The 15,562-nt window shown below is 59.9% G+C and carries 15 protein-coding genes and 1 riboswitch; of the genes, 7 read left to right on the forward strand and 8 right to left on the reverse strand.

Annotated features, from left to right (window positions below):
• Positions 1-88: 88 nt before the first annotated feature.
• From fabD to hmpF, 4 genes are all read right to left on the reverse strand, one after another.
• Positions 89-955: an ACP S-malonyltransferase gene (gene fabD / locus NW834_RS02510; protein ID WP_414419256.1), complete on the reverse strand. Its 867-nt coding sequence runs from the start codon at positions 953-955 to the stop codon at positions 89-91.
• Between the two features lie 4 nt (positions 956-959).
• The gene (locus tag NW834_RS02515; protein ID WP_414383153.1) at positions 960-1,961 is read right to left on the reverse strand and encodes a beta-ketoacyl-ACP synthase III; all 1,002 of its coding nucleotides are present in this window, start codon (positions 1,959-1,961) and stop codon (positions 960-962) included.
• Positions 1,948-3,051, reverse strand: a complete 1,104-nt coding sequence (plsX, locus tag NW834_RS02520) for a phosphate acyltransferase PlsX (protein ID WP_414419259.1) — start codon at positions 3,049-3,051, stop codon at positions 1,948-1,950. Before plsX ends, NW834_RS02515 begins: the two co-directional genes overlap by 14 nt.
• 229 nt (positions 3,052-3,280) lie before the next feature.
• Positions 3,281-5,008, reverse strand: coding sequence for a pilus motility taxis protein HmpF (gene hmpF, locus NW834_RS02525; protein WP_011433910.1), 1,728 nt, complete (start codon positions 5,006-5,008; stop codon positions 3,281-3,283).
• 263 nt (positions 5,009-5,271) lie between these two features.
• On the opposite strand from hmpF, the gene trpC reads away from it, so the two are divergent.
• From trpC to NW834_RS02555, 6 genes are all read left to right on the forward strand, one after another.
• Positions 5,272-6,192 carry an indole-3-glycerol phosphate synthase TrpC gene (gene trpC / locus NW834_RS02530; RefSeq protein ID WP_414419255.1) on the forward strand — a complete coding sequence of 307 codons (921 nt, stop codon included), beginning with the start codon at positions 5,272-5,274 and terminating at the stop codon, positions 6,190-6,192.
• A 63-nt stretch (positions 6,193-6,255) separates the two neighbouring features.
• Positions 6,256-6,495, forward strand: a complete 240-nt coding sequence (locus tag NW834_RS02535; RefSeq protein WP_041436722.1) for a DUF5340 domain-containing protein — start codon at positions 6,256-6,258, stop codon at positions 6,493-6,495.
• Between the two features lie 59 nt (positions 6,496-6,554).
• A complete protein-coding gene (locus tag NW834_RS02540; RefSeq protein WP_414342601.1) occupies positions 6,555-6,749 on the forward strand; it encodes a heavy-metal-associated domain-containing protein in 195 nt (64 codons plus the stop codon).
• A gap of 119 nt (positions 6,750-6,868) precedes the next feature.
• Entirely contained in the window at positions 6,869-9,184 is a 2,316-nt protein-coding gene (locus tag NW834_RS02545) for a heavy metal translocating P-type ATPase (protein WP_414419254.1), read from the forward strand.
• 98 nt (positions 9,185-9,282) lie between these two features.
• A riboswitch (cobalamin riboswitch) is annotated at positions 9,283-9,419 on the forward strand.
• Between the two features lie 32 nt (positions 9,420-9,451).
• Positions 9,452-10,492 carry a sirohydrochlorin chelatase gene (locus NW834_RS02550; RefSeq protein ID WP_414419258.1) on the forward strand — a complete coding sequence of 347 codons (1,041 nt, stop codon included), beginning with the start codon at positions 9,452-9,454 and terminating at the stop codon, positions 10,490-10,492.
• Positions 10,493-10,589: 97 nt separating this feature from the next.
• Positions 10,590-11,483: a hypothetical protein gene (locus NW834_RS02555; RefSeq protein WP_414419253.1), complete on the forward strand. Its 894-nt coding sequence runs from the start codon at positions 10,590-10,592 to the stop codon at positions 11,481-11,483.
• Here the strand turns inward: NW834_RS02555 and NW834_RS02560 are convergent.
• Genes NW834_RS02560 through obgE form a run of 4 tightly spaced genes read right to left on the reverse strand, consistent with a single transcriptional unit; the run spans position 11,480 to position 14,363 of the window.
• Positions 11,480-12,097, reverse strand: a complete 618-nt coding sequence (locus NW834_RS02560) for a PAP/fibrillin family protein (RefSeq protein WP_414419252.1) — start codon at positions 12,095-12,097, stop codon at positions 11,480-11,482. The genes NW834_RS02555 and NW834_RS02560 overlap by 4 nt on opposite strands.
• Before the next feature lie 55 nt (positions 12,098-12,152).
• Positions 12,153-12,866 carry an L-threonylcarbamoyladenylate synthase gene (locus NW834_RS02565; protein WP_414389115.1) on the reverse strand — a complete coding sequence of 238 codons (714 nt, stop codon included), beginning with the start codon at positions 12,864-12,866 and terminating at the stop codon, positions 12,153-12,155.
• A gap of 18 nt (positions 12,867-12,884) precedes the next feature.
• Positions 12,885-13,259 carry a hypothetical protein gene (locus NW834_RS02570; protein WP_414419251.1) on the reverse strand — a complete coding sequence of 125 codons (375 nt, stop codon included), beginning with the start codon at positions 13,257-13,259 and terminating at the stop codon, positions 12,885-12,887.
• 60 nt (positions 13,260-13,319) lie between these two features.
• Complete coding sequence (obgE, locus tag NW834_RS02575) at positions 13,320-14,363, reverse strand: GTPase ObgE (protein ID WP_414419257.1); 1,044 nt, start codon at positions 14,361-14,363, stop codon at positions 13,320-13,322.
• A 196-nt stretch (positions 14,364-14,559) separates the two neighbouring features.
• Between obgE and NW834_RS02580 the strand changes: the two genes are divergently transcribed.
• On the forward strand, positions 14,560-15,528 hold the full coding sequence (locus NW834_RS02580) for a 30S ribosomal protein S1 (RefSeq protein WP_414419250.1): 969 nt from the start codon (positions 14,560-14,562) through the stop codon (positions 15,526-15,528).
• Positions 15,529-15,562 lie beyond the last annotated feature (34 nt).

Raw genomic sequence — 15,562 nt, forward strand, 5'->3', positions numbered from 1 at the left:
GGTAGTAATCCGTACTGAACATATTATACATTATTTTCAGTATAGTTGAGCTTATTATTGACTAGAGTCATGCTCCATAGCAGATCCCCTAGCTGCTGAGGTTACTGAAATTGCACCGCGTCAGGGTCGGCACCGTTCGCTTCACCAAGCCCGTCAGAACATTTCCGGGGCCGATTTCCCACACCTCTTGGATGCCGTCGGCAGCCATCTGCAACACGGTTTCTCGCCAGCGGACAGGGGCAGTCATCTGGGCCAGCAGCGCCTGCTTAAGGGCTTGCGGATCCCGGCTGGCGGTGGCAGTGCAGTTGCTGTAGACGGGCACTCGCGGCGGCTGAAAGTCAACAGCGCGCAAGGTGTGGGCAAACTCCTCGGCAGCAGCCTGCATAAAGGGCGAGTGAAAGGCGCCACTTACCTTGAGGGGAACGGTGCGCTTGGCCTGCAACTGCTCACAGACGGCTTGCACCCCCTCCACTGAGCCGCTGATCACCACCTGATCCGGGCTGTTGTCGTTGGCAAGGGTGACATCGGGGATCATCTGGCACAGGTGCTCCAGCTTGTCGCGGTCAAACCCCATCACTGCCGCCATGCTGCCCGGGGGATCCCCTGCGGCTTCCATCAGTTGGCCCCGCAGCGCCACCAGCCGTAGGCCGGTTTCGAAATCAAACACGCCGGCAGCGTAGAGGGCGCTGTATTCGCCCAGACTGTGGCCGGCAGTGCAGGCAGGAGCCTGTCCCTGGGCGTAGAGATAGTCCGTCAACAGGGCCGATACGGTGAACAAAGCCGGTTGTGTGTAGCCGGTCTGGTGGATCTGGTCTTCCGACAGAGCTAAGGGATCCCATCCCAACATCTCACGGGCCAAAGCCAACTTCTGGCCTGCTCCCTGCCAGTTCCGCAAGTCCCTTCCCATGCCCACCGCTTGGGATCCCTGGCCGGGATAGATCCAGGCAACGGTCATCAATTCATTTCCCCCAACGAAACACAATCGCCCCCCAGGTAAGGCCGGCGCCAAAGCCCGCCATCACCCCCAGATCGCCGGCGCCAAAGCGTCCCTGCTCGATCCAAGTGGCCAAGGCAATCGGCACCGAAGCGCCCGAGGTGTTGCCGTAATGCTCTAAGACGCTGGCCACCCGCTGCGGATCCAGCTGCAGGCGCTTGGCTACCGCATCGAGAATGCGCTGGTTGGCCTGATGAATAAAATACCCCTGCACCGCCTCCGCCGGGATCCCGGCCCGGAAGAGAGCCTTCTCGATAACCTCCGGCACCGCCTGGACGGCAAACTTGTACACCTCGCGGCCATTCATGGTGATGGGGCAGCAGCGATACTGCCCCACCTGCAGGGATCCCACCAGGGGCTTGGCCTCTGTAGCCATGGACAAGCTGAGCAGCTGGCTGCCACTGCCATCGCTGCGCAGCTCAATGCTGAGGATCCCGCCGGTTTCCCCCGCCTCCAGAACCACCGCCCCGGCCCCATCTCCAAACAAGACACAGGTGGTGCGATCTGCCCAGTCCACCGTACGGGAGAGCACATCCGCCGCCACCACCAAGGCCCGCCGGTACAGCCCGGTTTGCAAAAACTGCGCTGCCGTGGCCACTGCAAAGACAAAGCCCGTGCAGGCTGCCGTCAGATCAAAAGCCACCGCCCGCGTTGCTCCCAGAGCTGCCTGCACCTGAGGGGCCGAGCCAAACCGATCGACACCGGTGGAAGTGGCCAGCAGGATCAAATCCAGGTCTTGAGGCAAGATCCCGGCCTGAGCCAAAGCGGCCTTGGCTGCCTGGACCGCCAAATCCACCAAGCTCAGCTCAGGGGGCAGAATGCGCCGCTGACGAATGCCGGTGCGGGGCCAGATCCATTCGTCGGAAGTTTCGACGATCTGGCCGAGATCGTCGTTGCTCAGGCAGGGATCCGGCAGGGCAGCCCCTGCCCCCACCAGCCGCACGGTCGGGAGGCTATGGCTGGGCATCTTCCACGGGTTCGGGACAGCGGGAGGAAGTCCTTTCCAGGGATCCCAACGGCAACACTTCCGGGCCAGAGCCAGAGTAGACCTGAAGGAGCCGGGTGCGCCGCCTGGGGTTGGATTCAGGTTCGCGAGGGTCAACCATTTCCGCCTGCAGCCGCTGTAGGATTTTCTGTTCTGCCGCCTCTTTGGCCAGGCGAATGGCGTGGTAGACCATCGGCGCCTTGGAGCTGCCGTGGGTAATCACGCAGATGCCGTTGACGCCGAGCAGCAAAGCACCGCCATACTCCACGTAGTCCATGCGCCGCTTTACCTGCTTGAGGTTGGGCCGGAGCAGCCAGCAGCCCAACTTGCCGCGCCAGCCGCGGGGCAGCTCCTCCCGCAGCACCTGGGTGATCACCTGGCCAACACTTTCGGCAAACTTGAGGAGGGCATTGCCCACAAAGCCGTCACACACCACCACATCAAACTCCCCGGTCAGCACATCCCGCCCCTCGGCATTGCCGGCGAAATGGATCCCTGGCAATTGGGCCAGACGCTGGTGGGTGGCCAGAGCCAAATCATTGCCCTTGTTGGGCTCCTCGCCGATGTTGAGCAGGCCCACCCGCGGCTTCTCGATCCCCAGCACGCACTGGCAGTAGAGGGATCCCATGCGGGCAAACTGCTCCAAAAAGCGGGGCCGGCAATCCACATTGGCCCCCACATCCAGCAGCAGCACCGGCTTGCCTTTCAAAGTGGGCAAAAGAGCGCCAATGGCCGGGCGATCGATCCCTGCCAGCCGGCCCAAATTCAGGTAGGCCGCAGCCATCGCTGCTCCGGTATTCCCGGCGGCCACCACGGCATCCGCTTGGTTGGAGCGCACCTGTTGCATCGAGATGTTGATGGAGGCTTTGGGCTTTTTGCGCACCATCAGCGGCTCTTCCGCCATGCCCACATCCTCTTCGGCAGGCACGATGGTGATCCCAGCAGGCAAGGGTTGGGGCAGAAAGGGCTTGAGGGAATCTGGACGACCGACTAGTGCAATCCCGACCCGGAGCTGCCGATGGGCCAGCAGGGCGCCCTTGATGATCTCTTCGGGAGCGTAGTCACCCCCCATCGCATCGACCGCAATTCGCACAAGCTGACCTCACACTGGAATATCCTTGGCAACTGCAAGCAGGAAGCGGGGCAAAACGCACTAACCTCTGCAGTCCCCTCGCCCGAGAATTGGGAGCCCCAGTGGCTGCAGGGTGCTAGCGAATTTTACCAGATTTGTTTTCCTCAATTAAGGCCGCAGTTCCCCTTGCGCCGGTTCTCCCCACCCCCCACAGGAAACGTGAACTCCCTCACGCCTGCGCGAGGGTAGCCAAGAGAGAGTGTACCTGCTGGACGTGGTCGCGTGCGGTGGAGTTTCTGGCTTGGTGTTGGCTCAGCTCCGTCTCCAACTGCGCCAATTCTCCTGCCAACGCTGCCCACCGATCCCGCTCTGGGTAGAGGGTGGCCTGCAGGTGATTGAGGCGACCCCAGGTTTCTGCCATGGCCTGGGCGCGCGCCCGCAGGGATCCCTCCTCTTGCTCCAGGTGTTGCCACTGCTGCTCCAATTCCTGCCGTTGGCGGGCGAGCTGCTCCTGCTGAGAAGGCAAGGACGATTCCAGTTGTTGAATGAGGGTTTGCAGACGACCTTTTTCTTGGAGAAGATCCTGCTTCTGGCTGCCGATCTGTTCCAGGAGCGGCCCAATATCGACCTGAACCGGGGCAGCAGCTTGATTTTGCAGCTGTCTAAGGCGGGCTTCCTGGCGGGTCAACTCTTCATACTCTCGCTGCAGGTTTTTTTCCTGAGGCAGCAGGGCTTCTTCCAAAGCACTGCAGGCAGACTGGGCATAGTCGATATCCATCTCGATGTCAAACCGCTCCTCTGGAGAGGCGCTGGCCAGCCGCTCTTGCAGCTCCCGCAGGGTTTGCCGGTTTTGCTCCAGTTCGGCCCGCTGCTGGCTGACCTGGGCCGCCCGCTGCTCGTAATCTCGGCGCAGTTGGCTGACCAAAGCCGCCAGCTCCTCGACCGAGATCGCCGGCTCCCCAGCCCTGCCGTTGCTGCTGCCATCGACGATAAAGTCGTACTCCTGCACCAGACGAGAGGCTTTCTGGTATAGGCTCTCTTGAGATTGCAGCTGCTGGAGAATCCTCTGCAGGTGCTCTTGATGGGCTCGCAGGGATCCCTGTCGAGTTTGCCACTCTGCTTGGCTTTGCTCCAGGGATTGTCGGGATCCCCACCAAGCGGTGTGGCGTTCTTGCCAAGCGCGGTAGTCCCGATCCAGCTCGTCTTGCCGGATCTGGGCCTGCTGACGTTCTGCTTCCAGTTGGGCAATCTGTTGATTCAAGTGCTCCTGCTGCTGCTGAATGTGGCTTTTCAAGCTTTGCAGAAGCGCCAAGGGATCCCCAGCCGGATGCAGACTCTCCTGGAGCTGTTGCATCAAAGCCTGTAGCTGCGCTGCTTCTGCCTCCCCCAAGCGGCTGGAGCGAGCTTCTTGCAACTGGGCTTCCAACTCTTGCCGCTGCCGATTCAGAGCTTCCCGCTGCTCTCCGATCAGGCGCTGTTGTTCAGCTAAGTAAGCTTGCTGGGCTGCCAGTTCCTCTTTGAGGCTGTCCAGAAGTTTGCGATCTTCCTCCACACTCTTGTATTGCTCATACAGCCGCTGCACCTCTTCTTCTTGGGCTGCCAGATCCATCTCGCGGCGTTTAAGCTCATGGGCCTGAAAGGTGAGGGACTGTTTCCAAACCTCGATCTCCTCCTCCTGGCTGCGGGCTCTGAGCTGAAGTTGGCTGAAGTTTTGCAGATAGGTCACCAGTTGGCGAGCGGCTTCGCTGATGCGGGCGACCTGACGGTTGCCGGAGATTTCCGCCAGCACCAATGACCCATCCTTGAAGCGCCCAGCCTCCTGGGCGATGCGGCCTTCCAAAGTAATGGATTCTTCGTTCACGGCCACCCAGGTATTGTCCTGCTGCTGCTTGGCCAGCAATTGCAGAGACGACTTGGCAAATCCAATTGGCTTGGATAGCTCTGCTAGGTACAGCACGCCTGAACTCCTCTAAAACAGCATGGACAGCACCAGCCTTGACCCCACCGAGCCACTGCCCCTGGCCGGGGAAAAATGGACGGCCGCCAGAACATGGCTCGCCGAGGCGCATAAAGACTACACCACCTTTCTAGACTCAACCATAGGGTAAAAAAAACGCCTTCGCCAGATGAGTTTTGGGGATGTCCGGGGTAGCTATTCAAACCGGTGGCGAAGCACTAAGGTAGTCTAGGGTGTGGTGTAGGGTTCTGCTCAGGGTTTGTATGGAGCTGCAAGGTGAGCCGCTTTCTGTTCGTCGGCGTTCTCCTGCCCCGCCGGTGGTCGTAGCCTCTCAGGTGTACCAGACAACAGCGCCGGAAGCCAAACCGCGCCACATTTTGGAAGCGATCGTCTGGCATAAAGAGCAGGAGGTGGAGCGGCAACGGGAGCAGCTTCCCCTCAAGCAATTGCAACAGCAACTGGATCAAGCCCCGCCGGTGCGGGATTTTGTGGCGGCCCTCACCCAGTCGCCTCACCCTGTTTCCCTTATTGCCGAGGTCAAAAAAGCCTCTCCCAGCCGCGGCATCCTCCGGGATCCCTTTGACCCGGTAGCCATTGCCCAGAGCTATGAAGCCGGTGGGGCCAGTTGCCTCTCGGTGCTCACAGATGAGCGGTTCTTTCAGGGCAGCGGCGAGTATCTGCGCCGGATCCGTCAGGCAGTAGGGATCCCCATCCTCTGCAAGGAGTTCATCCTCTACCCCTACCAAATCCTCTGGGCCCGCAGCCTGGGGGCAGATGCGGTGCTCTTGATTGCCGCCATTCTCTCGGATGCGGATTTGGGCTACTTTCTCAAGCTGATTCGGCAATTGGGCATGGCGGCTCTGCTGGAGGTGCACACTTCCCAAGAGTTGCAGCGGGTGTTGCGTTTGCCTCAACTGCAAGACTCCAGGGGGCAGGTGCTCATTGGCATCAACAATCGCGATCTGAGAACCTTTGCGGTGGACTTAAACACAACGCGCAACCTGTTGGCCGCCCACTCGGAGCTCCTTGGCGATCTGCCTGTGGTCAGCGAGTCCGGCATCCATACCCCCGCCGATCTGCAGCAGTTGCGGGCCTGGGGGGTGCGCTCTGTGCTGGTGGGGGAAGCGCTGGTGACCCAGCCGGATCCCGGCCAAGCTGTGCGCCACCTGTTGTCATCTCAGTGAATGAAAACCATTTATCAATGGATCTCTGCGAGAACAATTGATCTCTAAGGATTGCTTGGATCGATGAAACGTATTCCTGTGCCGGCTCATATCCACTACGAATTTCTGCTGCGGGTGTTGGAGCGGCAAACCTTTCCGGCAGTAGAGGAACAGGATTTTGGCAACCGAGGCCGCACGCAAGAGCTGATCAACTCCCTGCGCAAAGCCCTCACCCAACAGGTGCAACTGGAGGAAGAGTGGCGACAGCGGGGCTATCAGGTGGACTACCGCTGGAATATGGACGAGCCTCAGCCTCCCTCTTGACCTTCCAGCCCACTGTAAGGTTTAGCATCCTTTCAGTGGCATTGGGGGGGTTTTCCAAGATGCAGGTTGTTTTGACAGTGCCCAAGCTGGCCTGTGCGGCTTGCGTGGACACCATTGCGCAAGCGGTGCGGCAACTGGATCCCCAGGCGCAGGTGGAAGGGGATCCCAAAACCAAACAGGTGCGGATTACTTCTGAGCGGCCTGTGGGCGATTTGCGGCAGGCCCTCACCCAGGTGGGATATCCCCCGGCCTAGTCAAGGCTGGGTCGAGAACGGTCGGGCGTCTGTTTTGAATTCCTGTACATGGCTGCCTTCACCCTTTCGAGGATGGGGAGTAGCCGTTATTGCATCAACTTTATCAACAAGGTGTTGCCATGTCTGCCCATAAAGGGTCATCGGGTGCACTATCGGCCTCTGCACCTTCTCCTGAGGGCACTTGGCAGTTGGCCCTGCAAGGGATGAGCTGTGCCTCCTGCGCCCGCAGCATCGAACAGGCCCTCGCTCAGGTGCAGGGAGTATCCTCCGGATCCGTGAATTTTGCCAGTGAGCAGGCCACCGTCAAAGGGGATCCCCGGCTGGTGGATCCGCAGGCGCTGATTCGGGCGGTGGAGCGGGCGGGGTATCGGGCGCGCCTTATCCAGGAGGATTGGCAGCTGGACGATCTGTCGGATCCAGAGCGGATCGCCCAACGGGCCGCAGAACGGGAACTGAAGCTCAAGGTGGCGATAGGGGTGGGCATCAGCACGGTGCTGGTGATCGGATCCCTGCCGATGATGCTGGGGATGGACATCCCGGGCTTTCCCATGTGGCTGCACAATCCTGGGTTGCAGTTGCTGCTGACGGCTCCGGTGCAGTTTTGGGTGGGCAAGCATTTTTATCGAGGCGCTTGGGCCGCTTGGCAACGGCGCTCGGCGGATATGAACACGCTGGTGGCCTTGGGGACGAGCGCGGCTTTCTTCTATTCCATTTTCCCAACGGTTTTCCCCGACTCTTTCCATCGGCAGGGACTGCATCCCGATGTGTATTACGAAGTGTCGGCGGTGGTCACCACCTTGATCCTGGTGGGTAAGTGGATGGAGCAACGGGCCAAAAGGCAAACCTCTGAGGCCATTCGCAAGCTGATCGGGCTGCAACCGAAAACGGCGAGGGTAATCCGCCAGGGGGTGGAGCAGGATATTCCGATTCGGGAGGTGCAGGTGGGGGATCGGATCCGGGTGCGCCCCGGAGAGAAGGTGCCGGTGGATGGGGTCATTCTAGAGGGATCCTCCAGCCTCGACGAGTCCATGGTGACCGGCGAGAGCCTGCCTGTACTCAAGTCGGCGGGGGATGAGGTGATTGGGGCAACGCTGAATCGGACGGGCAGCTTTGTGATGGAAGCGCGGCGGGTGGGCAAAGACACAGTTCTGGCCCAGATCGTGCGCTTGGTGCAGGAAGCTCAGGGATCCAAAGCTCCGATTCAACAGTTGGCGGATCGGGTCACCTCCTGGTTTGTGCCGGCGGTGATCGGGGTGGCAGTTCTAACTTTCGTGCTCTGGTGGGTGTTGGCGGACAACCTGACGCTGGCCTTGGTGAACACGATTGGGGTGCTGATCATCGCCTGCCCTTGTGCGCTGGGGTTGGCAACCCCCACCTCGATCCTGGTGGCCACGGGACGAGGGGCAGAATTGGGGATCCTGGTGAAAAGTGTCGACAGCCTGGAATTGGCCCACCACTTGCGCACGGTGGTCTTGGACAAAACCGGCACCCTGACCGAAGGTCGCCCTACCGTCACCGATATTTGGGCTAATGGCTCCTCTCCCCTGACGGTGTTGCGCCTGGCAGCGGCAGTGGAGCGGCACTCGGAACACCCTTTGGCCCAGGCGGTGGTGCAGAAAGCCGAAGCCGAAAAAATTGTGATCCCTCCTGCCCAGCATTTTCAGGCAAGGATAGGCAGTGGGGCAGAAGCCTGGGTGGAAGACCAGTGGATCCGCATCGGTCGGCTGAGCTGGCTACAGGAGATGGGGATCCCCTGGGATCCCTCTTGGTCAGAGCGGGTTCAGAATTGGGAAAGCCAGGGCAAAACGGTGATCGGCGTAGCCCAATCCCAGAGCCTGGTGGGGCTGTTGGCCATTGCCGATCCGCTCAAACCCACCTCTCCTGAGGCAGTGCAACAGCTGCAACAGATGGGTCTAGAGGTGATCCTGCTAACCGGGGATAACCCCACCACGGCCCAAGCGGTTGCTCGGCAGGCAGGCATTCAGCGGGTAATTGCCCAAGTCCGTCCGGATCAGAAGGCAGCTTACATACGCAGCCTAAGACAACCGCGACGGCGGGTGGCGATGGTGGGAGATGGCATTAACGATGCTCCGGCTCTGGCAGAAGCCGATGTGGGGATCGCCATTGGTACAGGTACGGATGTGGCGATGGCCGCCAGCGATATTACCCTCATGTCGGGGGATCTGCGGGGAGTCGCCACAGCCATTCAACTCAGCCGGGCCACCCTCAACAACATCCGCCAAAACCTCTTCTTCGCCTTTATCTACAACACGCTGGGGATCCCGATTGCCGCTGGGGCGCTCTATCCCTTTACAGGCTGGTTGCTCAACCCTATGCTGGCGGGGGCAGCCATGGCCCTGAGTTCCGTTTCGGTGGTCGCCAATGCCCTGCGCCTGCGACACTTTCAGCCCCACAGACCGGCAGGCCGGCGTTAGGCCCTCACCCCCAACCCTTCCTTTGAGGATGAGCCTGCTGGACCGCTCATGTCTCGGGGCTATCTTCTGGCAGACAAGGACATCCCCCCAGGGGGCTTGGTGAACGACAAGCGGCAAGCTAACCTAAAAGGCTCAGGCAGACTGGGGAAAGCGCGGTGCAAGTCCGCCACTGTGACGCAACTGTGATGGGATCCCTCCCTCAGCCAGAACACCCACCTGCCGTTGTCCTGTACCCCTTGCGATTCACAAGGAACGGAGTTTTTTGTGTTGAATACCCTCAGTGTTTCCCCTCCGCTTGCGGTTGGGCAGTCTCCTGTTGTCCCCCTGCCCCTGTTGCTCATCGGCCACGGATCCCGCGACCCCCAAGGGCAGCAAGCCTTTCTGGAGCTAGCCCAGGCTTACCAAGCTCTCACCCCCCATCGACCGGTGATCCCCTGCTTTCTGGAGCTGACCCAGCCAACCATTGCCCAGGGGGTAGAGCAGTGCTTGGCCCAAGGGTGGCAGGAGATCGTGGCCCTGCCGCTGTTGCTGTTTGGGGCCCGCCACAACAAGTTCGATGTGACGATGGAACTGGATCGCCTGCAGGCCCTCTATCCCCAGTTGCGCATTCGTTACGGTGGGCCGCTGGGGATCCGCATCGAGATCCTGCAACTGCTGCGAGACCGATTGGCTGCTCTGATAGCTGCCCAACCGCGGCGGATCCCAGAGGCAGAAACCGTGCTCCTATTTGTGGGTCGCGGCTCCAGCGATCCCGAGGCCAATGCCGAAGCCTGTAAACTGGCCCGGTTGCTTTGGGAAGGATCTGGGTTTGCCGCTGTGGAGACCTGCTTTATCGGCATTACCCATCCCCGCCTGCCCGTGGGATTGGAGCGGGCCTTGTCCTGGCATCCGCGCCGGGTGATCGTGCTGCCCTACTTTCTGTTTACGGGGGTGTTGGTGAAAAAAATCGAGGCGGCAGTGGAGAAACAACGACAACGACAGCCGGAAATCGACTGGCTGATGCTGCCGGAATTGGGCCTTGTGGATACGGTGCTGCACAGCCTGCAGCAACTGGAGCAGGAAGCCCTGCAGGGCCAAACCCCGATGAACTGCCACCTGTGCAAGTTTCGCCTGGCCGTGAGCGCAGAGGTTGGAGCTGGATCCAGCCATCACCACCCTCACGAGCCTCATGACCACCATCACGGGCACGGATCCCATCACCACCCTCATTCTCACCATCACCCTCAGCACGGCCACACCCACGCAGCGGCTGGGGATCCCTGGGCCCAATTAGAGGGCTACCACCAACGGGCATGGCAGGTGCCCTAAGAGGGAAACAGAGGCTGCTGGCGGGATAAACTGAGTGCAGACAGGCCATTTTTGAACCTGGTTTTCCCGCTCTAGCGGTTGTGATGACGAAAAAACGATGATGCTCTCCCGCTCCTCTTGGGTTTCAGGTGCCGCTGCCGCGGGGAGCGGGATCTTTGTTTTCGCCCTGGTGGTGGGGCTGCTGGATCAGATCCTGCCCACCCTGCCCAAGGTTTCCCTCTCCCTGGCCGGGATCCCTGGGATCCTGGCTGCCGCTGGGGCCTCCTATGGGGCCTGGCGGGTGGTTCAGATGGGTCTGCAGTCGGGCTCCTGGACTGATTTTCGGGCCTCGCTGGTAGCGGCTCTGTCTCCCTTTGATCCCGCCGATTATGGCGGCAACCCTCGGCAACCCGAGGAGGATTCTCTCCCTTTGCAGTCGGTTGACGAGGATCCTCAAACCCAGATCCGCGATCGACAAATTCTTGATCAAGCTGAGCAGCAGACGGAAACTGAAACCGAAGTAAGCGAACACACTCAAGTAAGACTGCAGGGCGAGCAGCACCAGGATCAAGCTTCGCAGGCCAAGGCCCAACAGTTGCAGCCCCTACAAGAATTGTCATCACCTTCTTCCCCAAGCCCTGAGTCGGCAAAACCCACACCAGAGCCAGAGCTCAACCAAAAACTTCGCCAACTCCAGATGCAGGTCGCCACTCTGAAAATAGAACTGGAACTCCAAGAAATCCAACTGCAGCAGTTGGAGGTGAGGCGGACTCGGCTTCAGCAGCAGAAGCAGAAACTCAAGCACGTTCTGCGTCGCACGGCGTCCGAAAATCAAAGGCTGCGCTTCTTACAGGAGCAAAAAGCCCGGCAACTGGAGCAAACTCAACAGGAGCTGCAAACTTTGCGAGAGTCCTACCGCGCCTTGCAAGTTCTACAGGAAATAAGCTCCACCCTAACCCAAAACCCATCTCACGAAAGGGCGGAAACGGAGTCCTCTGGATCCTCCGACTAGCCGACCCGCTTTAGAACAAATACACTCCCCTCGCTGCCCCGACCCAGCCGCAAGTCTTCATCTAAATAGGTGATATCCAGCCAACCCGTTGGCTCGCGGCGGCGGATATCGATTTGAATAGCCGGGATTCGCTCCGGAGCCTGCTCGAGCAAATAGAGAAAGCTCTCGATCTCGTAGCTCATCAAAGCTTGGGATCCGAACACCAATCGCTCGAAAATCACCCTCACCCGGCGCTCCGATTCGGGGTAAAAGCGCGCTGATACAGCCAAGACTCCCCGTGGCATCCAAGCCTCCAGCCAACCGGATCCCTGGATCTCCGCCACGTTGAAGACCCGTCCAGCCTTGGCCCGAATACACTGGTAGATCTCGCCGGTGGTCAAAAAAGGCAACTGTGCCAGCCGCAGCAGAGCTGTGCTCGTGGTAAATAGGGTGAGCCAGTTCCCCTCCAACCCTTCAGCAGCAGATGTTGGTTTGGGGGTGGGGTTGAGCGCTTCTAGGGCGGCAATCTGAGACAGGATCTGGGCTTGCTGCTCAGGGGAGACTTTCCGGCCCCGGTCGGTTGCCTCCAGTAGGTGCAGCAGAGCCGATTTTTGCTGAGCCAGGGCCTCAGACATGGGCACACTCCGAAGGCACTGACCCTATTTTAGAGAACGCGGGATCCCTCTGCCCTTAACCGTCTTCTCCCACCAGTTTCAGGTTCAGATCTGCCACCTGCTCATACCCCAGCCCGGCCCGCACCACCAGCGGCTCGGATCCCGTCAAGTCAATTACCGTAGAGACCTTGGCCCGACGGGGGGCATCGTCATCCAGCACCAGATCCACCTGTTTTTCCAACTGCCGCATCTCTTCAGCCGCAAAGATCCCACCCTCATCCCAGGGGTCGCTCTCCCACTCCCAGGCTTGCCCAGAACTTAAGTCCAGGGATCCGACGGGATCCCCCCCCAGCTTGGCAGAGGTGGAGACAATTGGATTGCCCAACTCTTCCAGCAAAGCCTGACAAATGGCCGAGTCGGGCACGCGGATGCCGGTGGTTTTCCGTTTGGGCTCCATCACCAACTTGGGCACCAGCTTGGTGGCCGGCAACAGAAACGTAAACGGGCCCGGGATCAGCCGCCGCATCAGCCGATAGGCCGAATCGGTTACCTGGGCATAGTGGGCAATGCGTGAGAGAGAAGGGCACAAAAAGGTAAGAGGCTTGTCGTTGGAGAGCTGCTTGATACGGCGTACCCGCTCCACTGCTTGTTTGTGGGTCACATCGCAGCCAATGGCATAGACTGTATCGGTGGGGTAAAGCATCACCGCCCCCTCCCGCAAAGCCGCCGCAATCCGCCGGATGGAACGGGCCTGGGGCTGTTGCGGATGCAGCTTAAAATACTCGGCCATCGGGCAGGTGGAAAGAGGTCAAGACTCGGAGCAGCTCCCCCCCAAAGGGTTTTCCACAAGAGGGCGGGGGGTCGGTGGCACCGACGCGGGCAGGGATCCCTGAGATTCGGGCCAGTCCTTCAGTTGTTGCATCAGGGCTTGGATGTGCAGACGGGGCAGATAGGGCCAGTCGCCCGCTTCTTCCAAATCTTGAAGCACCCGATACAGAGCTTGACGGGTATTGGGCAAAGACTCCCGAAAGGCACCTTCCAGGATCGCGCGGTGCAACTCCTCCAGCAGCCGCAGGAGCATCAGCAGCTCCACACACGCTCCCGCCCTCGCCTGAGCCGCCTGTTCAACGGCCAACATGATCTGACGCAAATCCGGTGGCAGATCCTCCGCCGAGATATACATAGCCACTCGTCTCTGGGTTCTGGGAAGGCAGGGGCTTTCCTATTCTAAGATTCTTCTGCCCTAGGACTGGATGGATTTTGCCCCCACAAGATCCAACCGCGCAGACTGTTGGGATCCCCGACCCAGGCACTGCCACACCCGCTGCAAGAGGGCATCCAGCCCCTGCTTGGCAATCGCAGAAATGGTCACCACCGAAGTGCCGGCAGCAGCAGACAGCCTCTGGGCGCGCTCGGCAACCTGCTGGGGATCCAGAACATCGATCTTGTTCAAAACCAGGATTTGTGGCTTATCGATTAACCCGTGGCCGTAGGCGCGCAGCTCCTGCTGAATGATCTGGTAATCCTTGACGGGATCCGCCGCCGTGCCATCCACCAAATGAATCAGTACCCTGGTACGCTCCACATGGCGCAAAAACTCATGGCCCAGCCCCACCCCCAAGTGCGCCCCCTCGATCAGCCCCGGAATATCGGCAAACACCACCCCATCTCCCGATGGATGGGGCACCACCCCCAAATTGGGCTGCAACGTGGTGAAGGGGTAGTCAGCAATCTTGGGCCGGGCAGAGGAGACCACCGAAATCAGAGTGGACTTGCCCGCATTGGGCAGGCCGACAATGCCCACCTCGGCAATCAACTTCAGCTCCAGGCGCAGGCGCACCCGTTCTCCCGCTTCGCCCTTGGTGAATTGGCGGGGGGCGCGATTGTGGTTGCTCAAAAAATGGGCATTGCCTAAGCCGCCTTTGCCCCCACGGGCTACCAGCAATTGATCCCCCTTGCTCACCAGATCGCCCAACAATTCCCCCGTCTCCGCATTGAACACCACAGTACCGCAGGGCACCCGCACCAGCCGATCCGCACCACTGGCCCCGCTGCGATGGTTGGGCCCCCCTTTGGCCCCGTGTTCCGCCTTGATCACCGGTTGAAAGCGAAAATCCAACAGAGTTTGCAGGCCGGGATCGGCCACCAAGATCACCGAGCCGCCCCGCCCGCCATTGCCGCCGGATGGCCCCCCAGCCGGCACATACTTCTCACGGCGGAAGGCAACGATGCCATCCCCGCCATTTCCCCCTTGCACTTCAATTTCGGCTTGGTCGATAAAGTGCAATTGCTCTTCCTCCGAATCTTCTATCTTCCAGCTTGGCAAGATCCCCGGAAAACTTGCCACAAAAGACGCTCCTCTAAGCTACGATGGTATTTCCCAGCCACATCCTCCCCAGGTGGGAAAGTGGAAGTGGGATCCTGCCAAACTCGATTGGCCTTCTACCCTTTATCCCGCGCAACTGATCTGTTACTGCACCCCTATGAGTCGATTCACTGCTGCCGATGTAGGTTTTACCACTGAAGACTTTGCCGCCCTTCTGGATAAGTACGACTATCACTTCAGCCCTGGCGAAATTGTGGCGGGTACAGTATTCTCGGTGGAGCCACGCGGTGCTTTGATCGATATTGGGGCCAAAACGGCTGCCTTTCTGCCGCTCCAGGAGATGTCGATTAGCCGCCTGGAAGACCCGCACGAGATGCTGCAGCCGGGAGAAACCCGCGAGTTTTTTATCCTCACCGAAGAAAACGAAGAGGGACAGCTGACCCTCTCCATCCGCCGCATCGAGTACATGCGGGCCTGGGAACGGGTACGGCAGCTCCAGAAAGAAGATGCCACCGTTCGCTCAACCATTTTTGCTACCAACCGAGGTGGAGCCCTGGTGCGGATTGAGGGGCTGCGGGGCTTTATCCCCGGATCCCACATCAGCACCCGCAAGCCAAAAGAAGAGCTGGTGGGCGAAGAGCTGCCCCTGAAGTTTTTAGAGGTGGACGAAGACCGCAACCGCTTGGTGTTGAGCCATCGCCGCGCCTTGGTGGAGCGGAAGATGAACAATCTGGAAGTGGGCGAGGTGGTGGTTGGCACGGTGCGGGGCATCAAGCCCTATGGTGCCTTCATCGATATTGGCGGCGTCTCCGGCCTGCTGCACATTTCCGAGATCTCCCACGATCATGTTGACACGCCCCACAGCGTCTTCAACGTCAACGACGAAGTGAAGGTGATGATCATCGAGCTAAATGCGGAGCGGGCGCGGATCTCGCTGTCCACCAAGCAACTGGAGCCCAATCCCGGCGACATGATTCGGGATCCCAAGCTGGTTTACGAGAAGGCTGAGGAAATGGCAGCCAAGTACCGTGAGCAACTGCTGGCCGCTAAGCAAGGACAAGCGGCAGAGGCCCCACCGGAAGTGGTGGAAGAGGAGCTGGAATACGCGGCGACGGCTGTGGAATGATCACAAACTTTGCGTATTTCTGCCTGCTACAAGG

The sequence above is a fragment of the Synechococcus sp. R60.1 genome (assembly GCF_047461835.1).
In the GTDB taxonomy this organism is placed as follows: Bacteria; Cyanobacteriota; Cyanobacteriia; order Thermostichales; family Thermostichaceae; genus Thermostichus.